Consider the following 18437-nt stretch of genomic DNA (forward strand, 5'->3'; position numbering starts at 1 on the left):
ATACAAAGGAGCGTGATCAAATGAAAAAGTATTTGTATGTTTTTTTCGCCTTTCTGGCCTGCCTTTTTGTCAGTCAGAATGTCCATGCATCTAGTCCATCTTATGATGTACTTTACTATGGTGGAACCTTGACCTTGGATACCTGGGACGACGCCACCTATGAGGAAGAACTGGTTTATTATTTCAAAGATTCTTATAGAGGGCAGTATGTCAGTCTAGGAACGGCAGGGAACATGCCACAAGGCTTTGCAATTGAGATACCGCCAAAGGTTGAGGTGGAAGGTCGTGAGCTTCAAAGAGAACCCGAGATTACGAATCTAGGTGATGGCTACCGAGTGAAAATTTATAACAGTGGTGTAGCGACAGATACAGTCAAAATTAAAGTTACATGGAAATTAAAAAATCTCCTCTATTCACACAAGGATATCTTGGAGTTGAACTGGAAACCGATCACAGATGGTGATCAGAAGGTGGATGAAGTTCAGTTTCGTGTTATTCCTAAGTTCGCGCCCGCAAATGCCCAATCGGAACTGTATATCCATACAGCCTTTATGGGACCGGATGTGACTGTAAAGAAAGAAGATGGAATCTATTCTGCCACTTTTTATAACCTAGGCAAAGGAAAGGCTGTGGAGTTGTATGGTTACTGGTTGAAGTCAGACCTAACTACCTTGTATGATTCTGGTCGAAATACAGGATTAACCAAATTGGATGAATTTCACAAGAACCAAGCTAAAATTGAACAGGAAAAATACTGGACACGCATGTTTTGGAACTGGATCTTGCCAGCCTTCATTATTGCACTCTGGCTTCTTTCTCTCTTGGGTCGCAATCGGTTCAAAAAAATGATTTGGCCTGGTGTGACCTATCCGACTGATACTCGTCTTTACGAGATTCCACAGGACATTGCACCTCTTGTCATGAGCTCGGTTGTTTATTCAGCTGAATTAGACGAGGCCTCCCCTACTAATAAAGAGAAGGCGACTCCGCCGGTGTTTACATTTGAAAAAATGCTTCAAGCTACATTGCTGGATTTGATGGATCGTGGAGTGATTGTCTACGAGCAACAAGGAAATGAAGTCGTTTTGACCAGGAAGTCTCATGGACATGTGGATGATTTTGAACGCTCCTTTATGAATATGGCTTTTGGGGATCAAGTTTCCTGTCCTGTTAACCGTCTTTTTGAGAATTATAAATTTAGTGATGATGTATACAAACATGCCAAAAAAGCAGATCAAGATGCCATTCGTTCACTAGGAAGTTGGGCTCAGGGTCGATTTGATACGGCTGTCAACCAAGTGGCCCGAGATGTTCATCGCAAGGTGGAAAATCTCCATTTGCCAAGCTACTATCGCCCTTTAGAGGCAAAAGAAGAAGCGCAAGCTAGACGAAGTCTCTTCTTTGGTTGGGCTGCTTGGTTTATCGCCCTTGGAGCAGAAATCTTTGCTATCTTTGGGATGGGTTGGTTCTCTGTTCCTTGTTTGATAGGGATCCTCATACTTTGGTTTATGCCAGTACGCTTCAATGGTGTCTTTAAGGCCTGCCTACGAGATGGGGTTGTCAATCTTGCGGGAGCTGAGCAACGCTATTACTGGGATAGTTTTGGTCGGATGTTGAAAGAAATTGCCCACCTTAACGATGCAGAGTTGCAGTCTCTGGTCCTATGGAACCGCTTATTGGTTTATGCGGCCTTGTATGGTGTAGCCGATCAGGTTACAAAGGTCATGAAACTTCGGAATATTCATTTAGAAAATCAAGCCTTAAACGCCTTCGTTTACACCCCGTTCTATCATGATGTGACCCACTCAAGTCATGCCATGTCTACTTATGGATCGACAGCATCGACAGCTAGTCATTTCACAGTTTCCTCTGGTAGTGGAGGAGGTTTCTCTGGCGGAGGAGGCGGAGGAGGCTTTGGCGCCTTCTAAGTAGCGCTGAGAATGGTCTTGGTCGCTCTTTCCCTTCTAGTTTAGAGGGCCTGGTCCAGTCCATAGATTTATGATATAATAGAGCAAATGTAAGTTTAGGAGAAAAAGATGTTTCTGATCGAATTAATCAAGGCGGTTCTTTTTGGGATTGTCGAGGGGATTACAGAATGGTTACCGATCTCAAGTACAGGTCACTTGATTCTGTTACAGGATTTTGTGCAGTTTAAAAATCAAGATCCAGCCTTTATGGAGATGTTCAATGTCGTGATCCAATTGGGTGCGATTCTAGCAGTTGTGGTGATTTATTTTGATAAATTGTATCCCTTCAAACCTGGGAAATCTCCACTAGAAGTACGTCGAACTTGGCAATTATGGGCAAAAGTTGCGGTTGCAACCCTCCCGCTTGTCTTTGTTTTTAAATTGGATGATTGGTTTGAGGCGCATTTCCACAATTCGATTTCCGTTGCGATTATGTTGATCACCTACGGGATTGCCTTTATCTATCTGGAAAGACGGGAACAAGTTGAGCCAGCAGTAACGGAATTGCATAAGTTACCTTATCGAACAGCTCTTTATATTGGACTATTCCAAGTTTTATCGCTATTTCCAGGAACAAGCCGTTCAGGTGCTACGATTGTAGGTGGTTTGATCAATGGTGTTAGCCGTCCAGTGGTGACAGAATTTACCTTTTATTTGGGGATTCCAGCTATGTTTGGAGCTAGCCTCTTAAAGGTTGGGAAATTCGTTCTTGGCGGGCATTCACTTGCACTAGGGCAACTTTTTATTCTACTGGTAGCGATGGGAGTAGCCTTTGTGGTCAGCATGTACGCTATCCGCTTCTTGACAGATTATGTGAAAAATCATGATTTCACCGTCTTTGGGAAATACCGGATCGTTCTTGGTTCCATCTTGTTATTGTATGGACTCTTCCGTGTTATTTTCTAAGAGAACGGTTGAACTTGATCAAATTGTTTTCTGAGGTTGGAGACTTTTGTCCCGACCTCTTTTCTATACATCCTTTTTTTGAATTCTATCCAATTTTTTAGTATAATAGTAAGACTAGAAGTATGAGGTTATGCTATGAAGATGAAGCAAATTAGTGATTCAACAATTAAGATCACGATCCAACTAGAAGACTTAGAAGAACGTGGGATGGAAATTGCTGATTTCCTTGTCCCACAAGAAAAAACAGAAGAATTTTTCTACGCCATTTTGGATGAACTCGAAATGCCAGAAAGCTTCCTGGATAGCGGGATGCTTAGTTTTCGTGTGACACCAAAACCGGATAAATTGGATGTTTTTGTTACCAAATCAAAAATTGACCAACAATTGGATTTTGAGGATTTGTCAGATCTTCCTGATATGGAAGAGTTGTCGCGCATGACGCCAGATGAATTTATCAAAACCTTGGAAAAAACGATTTCTGATAAGACAAAAGGGGATGCAGAAGCTATTCACCATTTGGAACAAGAAGAGTTACGGGACAATCAAGAACAAGATCCTACGTCTGAAGCACCAGTAAGTCAGTATATTTATTACATTTTGCGTTTTTCAAATATCCAGCAAGCAGTTGCCTTTTCAAAAACGGTCAGCTTTCCAGTGGATACCTCTGAATTATACAAAATGGGATCTGATTATTATTTAACTGTCTTGATCGATACAGAGGATCAACCAAATCAATATCCAACCTGGTTACTTGCCATCATTCGGGAGTATGCGGATGATTCAGAAGTGACACGGGCCGTTCTACAGGAACATGGTCACTTACTAATGGTGTCTGGTGCGATTGAGAATTTGAAGAAAGTTGCTAGCTTATGATGTCCTTTTCCTTGCAATTTGTTCTGGTGCTGATTGGGACTTTTATGATTGCCTTGGTATTGACGCCCTTGGTTCGCCTATTCTCCTTTAAGATTGATGCAGTAGATTATCCGAATGCACGCCGAATCAATACCAAGCCCATGCCAAGCGCGGGTGGCTTGTCTATTGTGATCGCTTTTTCGATTGCGACTCTCGTCTTTATTCCTATGCTGACATCCACCACCGCACCAATCAAAAGTTACCTATCTTATACCTTGCCGGTCGTGGGCGCAGGATGGATTATCGCTCTTACAGGCTTAATCGATGATGTAAAAGAGTTGTCAGCCAAGAAAAAGATGATCGGCATCCTGCTGGCAGCGAGTCTAGTCTGGTTTTTGACAGATTTTCGGCTGAATGATTTCAAGATTCCATTTGGTGGTCCCTTACTTCATTTTGAACCGTGGCTTTCTTATCTTTTGACAGTGATTTGGATTGTTGCCATTACCAATGCGGTCAATCTGATTGATGGATTAGATGGCTTGGTGAGTGGGGTCTCTATTATTTCCCTAGTGACAATGGGGATTGTGTCCTATTTCTTTCTACCAGTACCCAATCTCTTTCTGACCATGACGATCTTTGTCTTGGTTGCGTCCATCGCTGGCTTCTTTCCCTTTAATTACCATCCGGCCATTCTCTATCTGGGAGACACCGGTGCCCTGTTTATCGGATTTATGATTTCTGTCTTGTCCTTGCAAGGCTTGAAAAATGCAACGGCAGTTGCGGTAGTCACGCCAATGATTATCCTCGGAGTGCCGATTACAGATACCTTTTTAGCCATTATCCGTCGGACCCTATCTGGTCAAAAATTTTATAAACCGGATCGCAATCACTTGCACCACCGACTGCTGTCTCTGGGCTTGACACATCGGGGAACTGTACTTGTGATCTATGGAATTTCGATGATTTTCTCCTTAATTTCTCTCTTGCTCAACATCTCGAGTCGCATTGGGGGCGTCCTACTTGTGATCGGGCTCTTGTTTGGAGTAGAGTTGTTAGCAGAATTGATCGGGGTTCTGGGGCCACATCACAGTCCTTTGTTAAATCTTCTGCGCTATATAGGGAATTCTTCCTACCGGGAGGAAGTTCGTCAAAAACGAAAAGAAAAAACTAAATAAGAATAGTTCTAATCAAAAGAAAAGCCATTTAGGCTTTTTTTTGATATACTTGAAAGGTAAAAAAATACTTTGTGATGAAGGAATCGATGCTTTGAGAACCTTCTAGACTTCAAAGTAAAAAGAAAGGGAATGCAATGTCGACATTAGAAATTAAAGACCTTCACGTTGAAATTGAAGGCAAAGAAATTTTAAAAGGTGTAAACCTGACCCTAAAAACTGGTGAGATCGCAGCCATCATGGGACCAAACGGAACAGGGAAATCTACTCTGTCAGCTGCCATTATGGGAAACCCAAATTATGAAGTAACCAAAGGGGAGATTCTGTTTGATGGTGTCAACATCTTAGAATTGGAAGTAGACGAACGTGCACGGATGGGCTTGTTCCTTGCCATGCAATACCCTTCAGAAATCCCAGGGATTACCAATGCAGAATTTTTACGTGCAGCCATGAATGCTGGTAAAGAAGAGGACGAGAAGATCTCTATTCGTGATTTCATCAAAAAATTGGATGAAAAGATGGAATTGCTCAACATGAAAGAAGAAATGGCAGAACGCTATTTGAACGAAGGGTTCTCAGGTGGTGAGAAAAAACGCAATGAAATCCTTCAATTATTGATGTTGGAACCAACATTTGCCCTTTTGGATGAAATTGACTCTGGTTTGGATATCGATGCTCTTAAGGTCGTATCTAAAGGGGTTAATGCAATGCGGGGTGAAGGTTTTGGAGCGATGATCATCACCCACTACCAACGTTTGTTGAACTATATTACTCCTGACGTCGTTCATGTGATGATGGAAGGTCGTGTTGTGCTTTCAGGTGGACCAGAATTGGCTGCACGCTTGGAACGTGAAGGCTATGCCCAACTCGCAGAAGAACTCGGTTACGACTATAAAGAAGAACTATAACCTGATGACAAGTGATCTAATGTTGTCATAAAATCAAACAGATAGTATCTTTATTAGGAGAAAAAAATGAGTATTGAAAATATTACCCTCTTTTCGGAACTGCATGCTGAGCCAAGCTGGCTGCAAGATTTACGAAAAAAAGCTTTTGACAAGATCGATCAGTTGGAATTGCCAGCCATTGAACGCGTCAAATTTCACCGCTGGAACCTTGGGGATGGGACGATCACAGAAAGTGAGGCTTCTGCCAATGTTCCCGATTTTACAGCCCTCGATTCAAACTTAAAATTGGTCCAAGTTGGAACTCAGACTGTTTTTGAACAGGTGCCACAAGCCTTGGCAGACCAAGGAGTCCTTTTTACAGATTTCCATTCTGCCCTAGAAGAAATTCCTCAGGTAGTGGAAGACTACTTTATGTCTTCGGTTAAATACGACGATGATAAACTAGCAGCTTACCACACGGCTTATTTTAATAGTGGGGCTGTCCTTTATATTCCAGAAAATGTCGAAATTTCAGAACCCATCGAAGGTATTTTCTACCAGGATAGTGATAGTGATGTACCTTTTAATAAACACATTTTGATTATTGCAGGTAAAAACAGCAAGTTTAGCTATTTGGAACGCCTAGAATCAAAAGGTGAAGGCTCAGCAACAGCAACTGCGAATGTGACGGTTGAGGTGATCGCCAGCTCAGGTGCCCAAGTGAAATTTGCGGCGATTGACCGTCTGGGTGAAAATGTCACAGCCTACATCAGTCGACGTGGGAAACTAGGTCAGGATGCCAGCATTGATTGGGCTATCGGTGTTATGAACGAAGGTAACGTGGTTGCAGACTTTGACAGTGACTTGGTTGGAAACGGAAGTCATGCAGATTTGAAAGTCGTTGCTTTATCAAGCGGTCGTCAGGTGCAAGGAATTGACACCCGCGTGACCAACTTTGGTTGCAACTCGATCGGAAATATCTTGCAACACGGGGTTATTCTTGAAAAAGGAACCTTGACCTTCAACGGAATTGGTCATATTATCAAGGGGGCTAAAGGAGCAGATGCTCAGCAAGAAAGCCGTGTCTTGATGTTATCGGATCAAGCACGTTCAGATGCGAACCCAATCCTCTTGATTGATGAAAATGACGTCACAGCAGGCCATGCTGCATCGATCGGTCAAGTGGACCCAGAAGACATGTATTACCTCATGAGTCGTGGTCTGGATCAACACACAGCGGAACGATTAGTGGTGCGTGGTTTCTTGGGATCTGTTATTGTTGAAATCCCAGTTAAAGAAGTACGTGATGAAATGATTGCCACCATTGAAGAAAAGTTATCTCAACGCTAAGGAGAAACAATGCTAGATAAAAATACGATTGCTCAAGATTTTCCCATTCTCGATCAACTAGTTCACGATGAGCCTTTGGTTTATCTAGATAATGCAGCGACGACGCAAAAACCTAAACGTGTTCTTGAAGCAGTTAATCACTATTATTTGCAAGATAACGCCAATGTTCATCGTGGAGTCCATACTTTGGCTGAACGAGCGACAGCAGCCTATGAGGCAGCGCGTGAGAAAGTCAGAAAATTTATCAATGCTTCATCAACCAAGGAAGTGCTCTTTACAAGAGGGACAACGACCGGACTCAACTGGGTAGCCCGCTACGCAGAAGAAGTCCTAAAGGAAGGGGATGAGGTCCTGATTTCCATCATGGAACATCACTCCAATATCATTCCTTGGCAGCAAGCCTGCAAGAAGACAGGAGCAAAACTGGTCTATGTCTATCTAAAAGATGGCTTACTGGATATGCAGGACTTAAAGAGTAAGCTTAGTGAGAAGACAAAATTTGTCTCCATCACCCATGCTTCCAATGTCTTAGGGGTGGTCAATCCGATCAAGGAAATTGCTCGATTAGCTCATGAAGTTGGAGCGATCATGGTCGTAGATGGGGCTCAATCAACCCCTCATATGGCCATTGATGTACAAGACTTAGATGCGGATTTCTTTGCTTTTTCTGGCCATAAGATGGCTGCACCAACAGGGATTGGTGTCCTCTATGGGAAGGAAGATATCTTAGAGCAAATGTCTCCGATCGAGTTTGGGGGCGAGATGATTGACTTTGTTTACGAACAATCTGCCTCTTGGAAGGAATTACCTTGGAAATTTGAAGCTGGAACACCCAATATGGCTGGTGCAATCGGTCTTGGTGCAGCAATCGATTACTTAGAAGAGCTGGGTATGGACCAGGTAGAAGCGCATGAGCAAGAATTGATTGCTTATGTGTTTCCAAAATTACAGGCGATCGAAGGCTTGACCATCTATGGTTCCCAAGACTTAGCCCAACGTTCTGGCGTCATTTCCTTCAATCTAGGAGATCTCCATCCGCATGACTTAGCAACAGCACTAGATTATGAAGGGATTGCTGTTCGTGCAGGTCACCACTGTGCACAACCGCTTCTTCAATACCTACAAGTCCCAGCGACAACGAGAGCAAGTTTTTATATCTACAACACCAAAGCGGACTGTGATAAATTAATTGAGGCATTGATCAAAGCAAAGGAGTTTTTCAATGGCACTTTCTAAATTAGATTCGCTGTACATGGCGGTCGTAGCCGATCATTCAAAACACCCCCACCACCAAGGACAAATTGAAGATGTTGATCAGATCCAACTCAACAATCCAACTTGTGGAGATGTGATCCAGTTAAGTGTGAAATTTGATGAGAATGACAGGGTGGAAGATATTGCCTTTGTGAATTCAGGCTGTACGATCTCAACGGCTTCAGCTAGTATGATGACAGATGCTGTAATGGGAAAAACAAAAGAGGAAGTCGAGGAATTGGCACAGGTCTTTTCAGAAATGGTCCAAGGCCAGTCAGATCCTCGCCAAGAGGAATTGGGAGACGCAGCCTTCTTATCTGGAGTCTCAAAATTCCCACAACGGATTAAATGTGCGACCCTCTCCTGGAATGCTCTTAAAAAAGCGATCGAACGTAGCAAATAATTAAAAGAAGAAACAGAGAAAGAAAGGAAATTATGGCTGAAGAAAGAGTCGAACCGAAACCAATTGATCTCGGTGAATATAAATTTGGATTTCACGATGACGTTCAACCCATTCTCTCTACCGGGAAGGGATTGAATGAAGCGGTTATTCGTGAATTGTCTGCAGCAAAAAATGAACCAGAATGGATGCTCGAATTCCGTTTGAAATCTTTTGAAACCTTCAAAAAGATGCCCATGCAAACCTGGGGAGCTGATCTATCAGAAATTGACTTTGATGATTTGATCTATTATCAAAAACCTTCGGATAAACCTGCCCGTTCATGGGACGAAGTTCCAGAGAAAATCAAGGAAACCTTTGAGCGTATCGGGATTCCTGAAGCAGAACGTGCTTACTTAGCAGGGGCTTCTGCTCAGTATGAATCAGAAGTGGTTTACCACAATATGAAAGAAGAGTTTGAAAAGTTAGGGATTATCTTTACCGATACGGATTCTGCCCTAAAAGAATACCCTGACCTTTTCAAACAGTATTTTGCGAAGTTAGTACCACCAACGGATAACAAATTGGCTGCCCTCAACTCAGCAGTCTGGTCCGGTGGAACCTTCATTTATGTACCAAAAGGCGTAAAAGTAGACGTCCCTCTTCAAACTTACTTCCGTATCAACAATGAAAATACAGGTCAGTTTGAGCGTACCTTGATTATCGTAGATGAGGGAGCAAGTGTTCACTATGTAGAAGGCTGTACAGCGCCAACCTACTCAAGCAATAGCCTCCATGCAGCGATTGTTGAGATCTTTGCCTTGGATGGTGCATATATGCGTTACACGACCATCCAAAACTGGTCTGACAATGTCTACAACTTGGTTACCAAGCGGGCCAAAGCTCAAAAAGATGCCACAGTTGAGTGGATCGACGGAAACTTAGGTGCCAAGACAACCATGAAGTACCCATCTGTTTATCTGGATGGAGAAGGAGCGCGTGGGACCATGTTGTCCATTGCCTTCGCGAATGCAGGTCAACACCAAGATACAGGTGCTAAGATGATCCACAATGCACCTCACACTAGCTCGTCTATCGTATCTAAATCCATCGCGAAAGGTGGCGGAAAGGTAGACTACCGTGGACAAGTGACTTTCAACAAGAACTCTAAGAAATCAGTTTCTCACATTGAGTGTGACACTATTATCATGGATGATTTATCTGCATCAGACACGATTCCATTTAATGAAATCCACAACTCACAAGTTGCTTTGGAGCACGAGGCCAAGGTTTCAAAAATTTCAGAAGAACAACTTTATTATTTGATGAGTCGTGGTTTGTCTGAATCAGAAGCGACAGAAATGATTGTCATGGGATTTGTAGAGCCCTTTACAAAAGAACTTCCAATGGAATACGCCGTTGAGTTAAACCGACTCATTAGCTACGAAATGGAAGGATCTGTAGGATAATTCATTTTCATCAATCAAAAATCACAATGGATTTGACTCCATTGTGATTTTTTTACTTATAATTTTTCGTTGACATAACGAACAAATTCATTCCACCAAACCTTTAAGAAAAAGCTTTTCTCAATGGTTCTTCCTGCTACCATATCGACTGTTGGTTCTTGATCTTCTAAGTAGCCACGTCCGATTTTATCTGGATCAGTGTAGTGTAATTTTCCAAGATTTGTGCCTGATTTGACAGGTGCTCGGAATGATTCTTGGTCACTCTTGAATTGAATTTTTGGTTCTGCTTGACTGCCTTGCTTTTCAACGATATAGAAGTCTTTTTTTGCAACAGCTAAAACAGTCTCTGACTTCCCATCCATGATAGTTGCCTTACTTTTTCCGTAGGGATCTCCTTCTTTAACGACAATGGAAGAAACAAAGGTTCGTACCACGTAGTTCATCAGAGAAGAAGTAGCCACAAAGCGTGCATATGGATCACCGTCAACTGCCTCCACTCCTAGGACAACCGTGATCATATGGATGCCATTTTGCGTCGTCGATGCAGCAAAGGTGATGCCTCCTTTGGTAGAGTTGCTGACCCGAAGGCCGTCGACTCCCGAACGGTAATTCGGCATGCCTTCTAGCATCAGGTTGGGGTTTTCAATCTGCGTGTTTGAAAAAAGAGCAGTGGGTTTTGAAGTATATTTGGTCACTTCAGGAAAATCCTGGAGTAAGTGCTTGGCAATAACAGCAATATCATAAGCACTCAATTGATTTTCGTCTTCTTTCCCGTCAGGATCTCCGCTGATGGTTTGAGTATTTAATCCGGTAGCATTGATTAAATGAGGAGATTGAATGCCCCATTCAGAAAGTTTTTTCTTCATTTTTTCAACGAAACTTTTCTCAGAGCCACCCACTTTCTCAGCTAAGGCCAAGGCAGCAGTACTAGAATTTCCAACTAAAAGAGCAGTCAATAACTGTTCAACCGTATATTGGTTCGCCTCCATAGGAAGGGTACCAGCACCTTCGATATCATTTAAGGCTAGAGCTTTCTCAGACAGTTTGATAGGATCTTTCAGAGAAAGTTTTTTTTCATGAATGGCTTCGAAAATCAGATAAGTGGTCAAGAGTGTAGATAGTCCCCCCACATCTCGCTTTTTCTCTGAATCCTTTTCATATAAGATTTTACCTGTATCAGCTTCAACAGCAATAGCACTTTGAGCAGGAAGTTCTAGCTCGTCTGCTAGAACGACTTGATAAGGTAAACTGCATAACAGCAAGATAAAAGTTAAAAAAGAAAGAAAGAATTTTTTCACAGTTGTTTCCTCGTTGCTTAGTCCTCTCTATTGTATCATACAAATGATTAATGGAAAATCGTAAAATCATCAATTAGGCTAAAAAGTCAGTCATAGCAAGGTTTTTGAATAGTGATAAAACGAATATTCAGAAAATTTAGTTTACTTTTTTTTCTACTTGTGATATAATCTTAAACAAATCTAAAAAAACTATTGGAGAATTCCTATGAAAAAAGGTAAAGTATTCGCAGTTGCCGGAGTAACACTCCTTGCAGCTGGATTGTTGGCTGCATGTTCTGGTTCAAATACTAGCAAAGCAAGCTCAGGCGAAGACAAGAACTATGGTTATGTCTACACAGATGATCCTCAAACTTTGGACTACACTGTATCTTCTAAAGCTGCTACACACGATATTACTACAAACGTCGTAGATGGTTTGATGGCAAATGACAAGTATGGTAATCTCGTACCATCACTTGCAGAAGATTGGTCTGTTTCAAAAGACGGTTTGACTTATACCTACAAAATTCGTAAGGGGGTTAAGTGGTACGATGCAGACGGTGAAGAACATGGCGAAGTGACAGCTAAAGACTTTGTAACAGGTTTGAAACACGCTGCTGATAAAAAATCGGAAACTCTTTCACTAGTTCAAGGCTCAATCAAAGGCTTGGATGATTATGTACAAGGAAAAACTACAGACTTTAGCCAAGTTGGTGTCAAAGCGGTTGATGATTACACACTTCAATACACATTGAACAAACCTGAAACCTTCTGGAACTCTAAAACAACAAACGGAATCTTGTTCCCAATTAGCACAGATTTCTTGAAGAGTAAGGGAGATGATTTTGGTCAACCAAACGATGTGAAGTCAATCCTTGCAAACGGACCTTTCCTTCTTAAATCTATTACGTCAAAATCATCTGTTGTATTTGAAAAGAATGACAACTACTGGGATAAGAAAAACGTTCACCTTAAAGAAGTGAAACTTACCTACTACGATGGATCAGATCAAGATTCATTGGCGCGTGGCTTCTCTGATGGAGCTTATACAGTTGCTCGTCTTTTCCCAGCAAGCTCAAACTTTGCTACAGTAGAGAAAAAATATAAAGACAACATTTACAACACACCGGCTGGTTCAGGTGTAGCAGTCCTTGGTTTCAACATTGATCGTCAATCTTACAAACACACAGCTAAGAAATCAGATGCTGAAAAATCTTCTACTAAGAAAGCAATCTTAAACAAAGATTTCCGTCAAGCTATCACCTTTGCCTTGAATCGTGAAAGCTATTCAGCGCAAGTAAATAGTAAAGCATTTGCTAAACCAGCTATCCGTAATACCTATACAGCTCCTGCTTTTGTACAAGTTAATGGGAAAGACTTTGGAGATGTGGTTGCAGATAAGTTGACTACTTATGGAGACCAATGGAAAGGTGTCAACCTTGCAGATGGTCAAGACGGTCTTTACAACAAAGACAAAGCAAAAGCACAACTTGAAAAAGCAAAAGCTGAACTTCAAAAAGATGGCGTTCAATTCCCAATTCATATTGACGTACCAGTAGCACAAAACTCTACAAACTTTGTTTCACGGATGCAATCATTGAAACAAACAGTGGAAGATACTCTTGGTAAAGACAATGTCGTTCTTGACCTTCAAATGATGGACCAAGACGAAGTGTTGAACATCACATTGAATGTTCCATCAGCTGCAGATGCAGATTGGGATCTTCAAGGATTGGTCGGATGGAACCCAGACTACGATGATCCATCAACTTACCTTGATACTCTTCAACCATCATCAGAAGACCAAACAAAAGTTTACCTTGGTTTTGCAGGTGGTGTAGATAATGCTTCAGCTAAAGCAGTTGGCTTGGATGAGTATGCGAAACTTCTTGCAGATGCTAATAGCGAATCACTTGATGTAGCTAAACGTTACGAAAAATATGCTACTGCTCAAGCTTGGTTGAGTGATAGTGCCTTGGTAATCCCAACAATGTCAAGCACAGGCGCAGCAACAGTTGTTTCTAAAGTGGTTCCATTCTCTGGCCCATCAGCTCAAACAGGTAACAAAGGATCTGCTTACTTCAAATACGTAGAAGTTCAAGATGAACCTGTTACTAAGAAACAATACGAACAAGCACGTGAAAAATGGCAAAAAGAAAAAGCTGAGTCAAACAAAAAAGCTCAACAAGATCTTGAAAAACACGTTAAATAATTAAATTATTGCTTTTCATTAGAACTTTCTCTTCTAGGGGAGAAAGTTCTTTTGGACATTAAAGGAATGAAATATGAAAAAATATGTTTTTATGCGTATTTTGCGTTCGTTAGTGTCGATCTTTCTCGTCACGACATTAACCTACATGATTATCTATACGCTAACACCGAGAAATCTCATCTTTAAAAATGACCCCAACTACAATAAAGTAGCGAAGACAAAAGATTCGAAGATCAACTACGAAAATACTGTCTACGATCGCATGGGTTATTTGGAATACATGGATTCAAAGAGCTTGCAACAAAAAGCAAGTAAAGAAGATTCTTCTGTAACAGTTGATGCGACAACTGCCAATGAAAAGATCTATAAGGAATACATTAACAAATTAGGTCATGGTTGGCAGTTGAAACGTTTCCCAGAAAGTAAGTCTTTCTATGCGGTGCGTGAAATTCCAGTTTTTGAACGTGTCGTCAGCTTCTATGCGAATTTGATTCAGTTTGATCATCCAGGTTGGGTGAAAGATGCTTCAAATCCAAACCTCAAACGCTATATCCGTATTGAAAATGATCCGTCTATTGGTTGGTCAGTTGTAGGTTCTGGTACGAAACACAAATACCTCTTGTACTTTAATGGTCAATTCCCATATGTACACCAAAACTTTGTGACCTTAAACCTTGGAAATTCATATCCAACTTATTCAAATACCCCTGTTCTTCAAGTTATTACACAAGGACAAGGAACAACTAAGAAGAGTGAAGTGAACTTCCCAACAGGTAAAAAGACATCTTCAATCGATATCTACTCACGTACCTACAAATCACCAAGTAAGGCAGACTCACAAGATATCAGTCGATTTGGTAAAGGGGACGCTTATACAGCAACGTTGAGCAACTATGAGAATCCATCCATGATTGCATCTTCTTCAATCATTGGTTTGATTGGTATTGCAATTTCTTATTTGATTGCGATCCCATTAGGATCTTACATGGCTCTGTTCAAGAACTCATGGTTTGATAGCATCTCAACAGCTGCTTTGACATTTATGATGTCTCTTCCAACCATTGCTTCGGTCTACATTGTCCGTTTAGCAGGTTCATTCTTTGGGCTTCCAGACTCATTCCCAGTTCTTGGAGCACAGGACTGGCGTTCATATGTATTGCCGTCTCTGATTCTTGGTTTATTGAGTGCACCATTTAACGCCGTTTGGATTCGTCGTTACATGATCGATATCCATTCACAAGATTTCGTCCGTTTTGCTCGTTCAAAAGGATTGTCAGAACGTGAGATTTCAAAAAAACACATCTTCAAAAATGCGATGGTTCCATTGGTATCTGGTATTCCGACATCTATTATTGGAGTTATCTCAGGTGCGACACTTACTGAAACAGTCTTCGCTTTCCCAGGTATGGGTAAAATGTTGATTGACTCTATTAAAGCATCAAACAACACCATGGTTATCGGACTTGTCTTCATCTTCACATCGCTTGGTATCTTTGCTGCCATGTTAGGTGATATCTTGATGACAGTGCTTGATCCACGGATTAAATTAACGAATACGAAAGGAGGCAAATAATGGCTACAATCGATAAAAATAAATTTCAGTTTGTAAAACGCGATGACTTTGCCTCTGAAGTAATCGATGCTCCAGCGTATTCATACTGGAAATCTGTATTCAGACAATTCTTTAAAAAAAGAACCACGATCATTATGCTTGCTGTTTTGATTGGGATTCTCTTGATGAGTTTTATCTACCCGATGTTTTCAAATTTTGATTACAACGACGTAAGTAAGGTAAATGACTTTTCAGCACGTTTGAATCCACCAAGTGCCAAAGCTTTCTTTGGTACAGATAACAACGGTAAATCCCTCTTTGATGGAGTTTGGTTTGGTGCTCGAAATTCGATTATCATTTCCTTTATCGCAACTGTTATTAACGTGGTGGTCGGAGTCATCGTTGGTGGAATTTGGGGAATCTCAAAATCCATCGACCGTATCATGATGGAAGTTTATAACGTTATTTCAAACATTCCATTTATGTTGATCGTTATCGTCTTGACTTACTCAATGGGATCTGGTTTCTGGAATTTGATTCTTGCCATGTCCTTAACAGGATGGATCGGAATTGCCTACATGATTCGTGTTCAAATCATGCGTTACCGTGATTTGGAGTACAACTTGGCCAGTCGAACATTAGGAACACCAACGTTGAAAATTGTTACGAAAAATATTTTACCTCAATTGGTATCTGTAATCGTGACCCAGACATCACAAATGTTACCAAGTTTTATTTCTTACGAAGCTTTCCTTTCCTTCTTCGGACTTGGTCTTCCAATCACAGTTCCAAGTTTGGGACGGTTGATTTCTGACTATTCTCAAAACGTAACTACAAATGCCTACCTATTCTGGATTCCACTTACTGTTTTGATTTTAGTATCCTTGTCATTCTTTATCGTCGGACAAAACTTGGCCGATGCCAGCGACCCACGTACACATAGATAGGAGGAGTAGATATGACATCAAATAACAATATTATTTTATCTGCTCAAGATATCGTAGTGGAATTTGACGTGCGCGATCGCGTACTGACAGCGATTCGTGGCGTATCGCTTGAGCTAGTAGAAGGTGAAGTTCTTGCCTTGGTTGGTGAGTCAGGTTCAGGGAAATCAGTTTTGACAAAGACGTTCACCGGAATGTTAGAAGATAATGGCCGTATTGCCCAAGGTTCGATTAAATACCGTGGTCAAGAATTGACAGATTTGAAATCGAATAAAGATTGGGAAAATATTCGTGGATCTAAGATCGCTACAATTTTCCAAGACCCAATGACAAGTTTGGACCCAATCAACACAATTGGTTCACAAATTACGGAAGTCATTATCAAACACCAAGGGAAAACAGCTAAAGAAGCTAAAGAAATGGCTTTGGACTATATGGAGAAAGTTGGAATTCCAGATGCGGAACGTCGTTTTGATGAGTATCCATTCCAATATTCAGGTGGGATGCGTCAACGGATCGTTATTGCCATCGCCTTGGCCTGCCGTCCAGATATCTTAATCTGTGACGAACCAACAACAGCCCTAGACGTAACCATTCAAGCGCAAATTATTGATTTGTTGAAATCCCTTCAAAAAGAATACCAATTTACAGTTATCTTTATCACCCACGACTTAGGTGTGGTTGCAAGTATTGCAGATAAAGTAGCCGTTATGTATGCTGGAGAAATTGTTGAGTTTGGTAAAGTAGAAGAAATTTTCTACGATCCAAAACATCCATACACATGGAGCTTGCTTTCAAGCTTGCCTCAATTGTCAACCTCAGATGGTGATCTTTACTCTATTCCAGGAACTCCGCCATCATTGTATGCTCCAATCAAAGGAGATGCTTTCGCACTTCGTTCAGACTATGCAATGCAGATTGATTTTGAAGAAGAGGCACCTGCTTTCAAAGTAACCGATACTCACTGGGCTAAGACATGGTTGCTCCATCCAGATGCACCAACAGTTCATAAACCAGAAGTAATCGAAAACCTTCACGAAAAGATTGGCTCAAAAATGGGCTTCACTCAAATTACAGAATAGGAGGAAGGAAATGACTGAAAAATTAGTTGAAATTAAAGATTTAGAAATTTCCTTCGGTGAAGGAAGTAAAAAATTCGTTGCTGTAAAGAACGCCAACTTTTTCATTAATAAGGGAGAAACTTTCTCTCTTGTTGGTGAATCAGGAAGTGGTAAGACAACAATTGGGCGTGCGATCATCGGTTTGAATGATACAAGTGCTGGAGAAATTATTTATGACGGTCGCAAGATCAACGGAAAAAACTCTCATAGTGAAAAATCAGAGTTGATCCGTAAAATTCAAATGATCTTCCAAGACCCAGCAGCAAGTTTGAATGAACGTGCAACAGTTGATTATATTATCTCTGAAGGTTTGATCAACCACCATTTGTTTAACAGCGAAGAAGAACGTCAGGAAAAAGTAAAAAATATTATGCATGAAGTTGGGCTTCTAGCAGAACATTTGACACGTTATCCACACGAATTCTCAGGTGGTCAACGTCAACGGATCGGTATTGCCCGTGCACTTGTCATGGAACCAGAATTTGTTATTGCGGATGAACCAATCTCAGCCCTTGACGTTTCAGTACGTGCGCAGGTCTTGAACCTTTTGAAAAAATTCCAAAGAGAATTAGGCTTGACCTACCTCTTTATCGCCCATGACTTGTCAGTTGTGCGCTTCATTTCTGACCGTATTGCAGTTATCTATAAAGGGGTTATTGTAGAAGTGGCAGAAACTGAAGAGCTATTTAACCACCCAATCCATCCGTACACACAATCCCTACTTTCAGCGGTCCCAATTCCAGATCCAATTCTAGAACGTAAAAAAGTTCTAAAAATTTACGATCCAGAACAACATGATTACTCTGAAGATAAACCACAAATGGTTGAAATTAAACCAGGTCATTATGTATGGGCTAACAAAGCTGAAGAAAACAAATACAGACAAGAATATAAATAGAGAGGATTCCCTCTCTATTTTTTTATTTCAAAAAAACTTTCAAAAAAATAAAAAATTTTGGAAAAAAGTATTGACAGTAAGGGTAGGTCATGATATACTAATATAGTTGTCGCGCGAGAGCGACAAAGACCTTTGAAAACTGAACAAGACGAACCAATGTGCAGGGCGCTATAACTAAGGTTATAGTAACTGAACAA

Annotated in this window: 15 protein-coding genes; 14 read left to right on the forward strand and 1 reads right to left on the reverse strand. The window is 41.1% G+C overall.

The features are described from left to right. Positions 1-20: 20 nt before the first annotated feature. The 9 genes from QM870_RS06130 to sufB all read left to right on the forward strand — a co-directional run bounded on the left by QM870_RS06130 (position 21) and on the right by sufB (position 10236). Positions 21-1928 carry a DUF2207 family protein gene (locus QM870_RS06130; RefSeq protein WP_414369040.1) on the forward strand — a complete coding sequence of 636 codons (1908 nt, stop codon included), beginning with the start codon at positions 21-23 and terminating at the stop codon, positions 1926-1928. Positions 1929-2036: 108 nt separating this feature from the next. Further along, positions 2037-2873 (forward strand): undecaprenyl-diphosphate phosphatase, encoded by an 837-nt coding sequence (locus QM870_RS06135; RefSeq protein WP_049485791.1) that lies wholly within the window; start codon positions 2037-2039, stop codon positions 2871-2873. Between the two features lie 135 nt (positions 2874-3008). After that, positions 3009-3746 (forward strand): adaptor protein MecA, encoded by a 738-nt coding sequence (gene mecA / locus QM870_RS06140; protein ID WP_003004768.1) that lies wholly within the window; start codon positions 3009-3011, stop codon positions 3744-3746. After that, on the forward strand, positions 3743-4900 hold the full coding sequence (locus QM870_RS06145) for a glycosyltransferase family 4 protein (RefSeq protein ID WP_155173101.1): 1158 nt from the start codon (positions 3743-3745) through the stop codon (positions 4898-4900). Before mecA ends, QM870_RS06145 begins: the two co-directional genes overlap by 4 nt. Before the next feature lie 134 nt (positions 4901-5034). Then, positions 5035-5805 (forward strand): Fe-S cluster assembly ATPase SufC, encoded by a 771-nt coding sequence (gene sufC / locus QM870_RS06150; protein WP_003004238.1) that lies wholly within the window; start codon positions 5035-5037, stop codon positions 5803-5805. 66 nt (positions 5806-5871) lie between these two features. Further along, positions 5872-7134: a Fe-S cluster assembly protein SufD gene (gene sufD, locus QM870_RS06155; protein ID WP_414369043.1), complete on the forward strand. Its 1263-nt coding sequence runs from the start codon at positions 5872-5874 to the stop codon at positions 7132-7134. A 9-nt stretch (positions 7135-7143) separates the two neighbouring features. Continuing rightward, on the forward strand, positions 7144-8370 hold the full coding sequence (locus QM870_RS06160) for a cysteine desulfurase (protein ID WP_414369045.1): 1227 nt from the start codon (positions 7144-7146) through the stop codon (positions 8368-8370). Next, positions 8357-8791, forward strand: coding sequence for a Fe-S cluster assembly sulfur transfer protein SufU (gene sufU / locus QM870_RS06165; protein WP_003010276.1), 435 nt, complete (start codon positions 8357-8359; stop codon positions 8789-8791). Before QM870_RS06160 ends, sufU begins: the two co-directional genes overlap by 14 nt. Before the next feature lie 32 nt (positions 8792-8823). Next, positions 8824-10236 (forward strand): Fe-S cluster assembly protein SufB, encoded by a 1413-nt coding sequence (gene sufB / locus QM870_RS06170; protein ID WP_003010279.1) that lies wholly within the window; start codon positions 8824-8826, stop codon positions 10234-10236. A 56-nt stretch (positions 10237-10292) separates the two neighbouring features. On the opposite strand, the gene QM870_RS06175 is transcribed toward sufB, so the two are convergent. Beyond that, positions 10293-11534, reverse strand: a complete 1242-nt coding sequence (locus tag QM870_RS06175) for a serine hydrolase (RefSeq protein WP_414369047.1) — start codon at positions 11532-11534, stop codon at positions 10293-10295. Between the two features lie 205 nt (positions 11535-11739). Between QM870_RS06175 and QM870_RS06180 the strand changes: the two genes are divergently transcribed. The 5 genes from QM870_RS06180 to QM870_RS06200 all read left to right on the forward strand — a co-directional run bounded on the left by QM870_RS06180 (position 11740) and on the right by QM870_RS06200 (position 18240). Beyond that, a complete protein-coding gene (locus QM870_RS06180) occupies positions 11740-13725 on the forward strand; it encodes a peptide ABC transporter substrate-binding protein (protein ID WP_414369049.1) in 1986 nt (661 codons plus the stop codon). A 73-nt stretch (positions 13726-13798) separates the two neighbouring features. After that, entirely contained in the window at positions 13799-15298 is a 1500-nt protein-coding gene (locus tag QM870_RS06185; RefSeq protein ID WP_023919303.1) for an ABC transporter permease, read from the forward strand. Further along, complete coding sequence (gene oppC / locus QM870_RS06190; protein ID WP_023919302.1) at positions 15298-16224, forward strand: oligopeptide ABC transporter permease OppC; 927 nt, start codon at positions 15298-15300, stop codon at positions 16222-16224. Before QM870_RS06185 ends, oppC begins: the two co-directional genes overlap by 1 nt. 11 nt (positions 16225-16235) lie before the next feature. Beyond that, positions 16236-17303 carry an ABC transporter ATP-binding protein gene (locus QM870_RS06195; protein WP_070665174.1) on the forward strand — a complete coding sequence of 356 codons (1068 nt, stop codon included), beginning with the start codon at positions 16236-16238 and terminating at the stop codon, positions 17301-17303. A gap of 10 nt (positions 17304-17313) precedes the next feature. Continuing rightward, the gene (locus QM870_RS06200) at positions 17314-18240 is read left to right on the forward strand and encodes an ATP-binding cassette domain-containing protein (protein WP_003010296.1); all 927 of its coding nucleotides are present in this window, start codon (positions 17314-17316) and stop codon (positions 18238-18240) included. Positions 18241-18437 lie beyond the last annotated feature (197 nt).

The sequence above is a fragment of the Streptococcus parasanguinis genome, assembly GCF_047463195.1.
In the GTDB taxonomy this organism is placed as follows: domain Bacteria; phylum Bacillota; class Bacilli; order Lactobacillales; family Streptococcaceae; genus Streptococcus; species Streptococcus parasanguinis_R.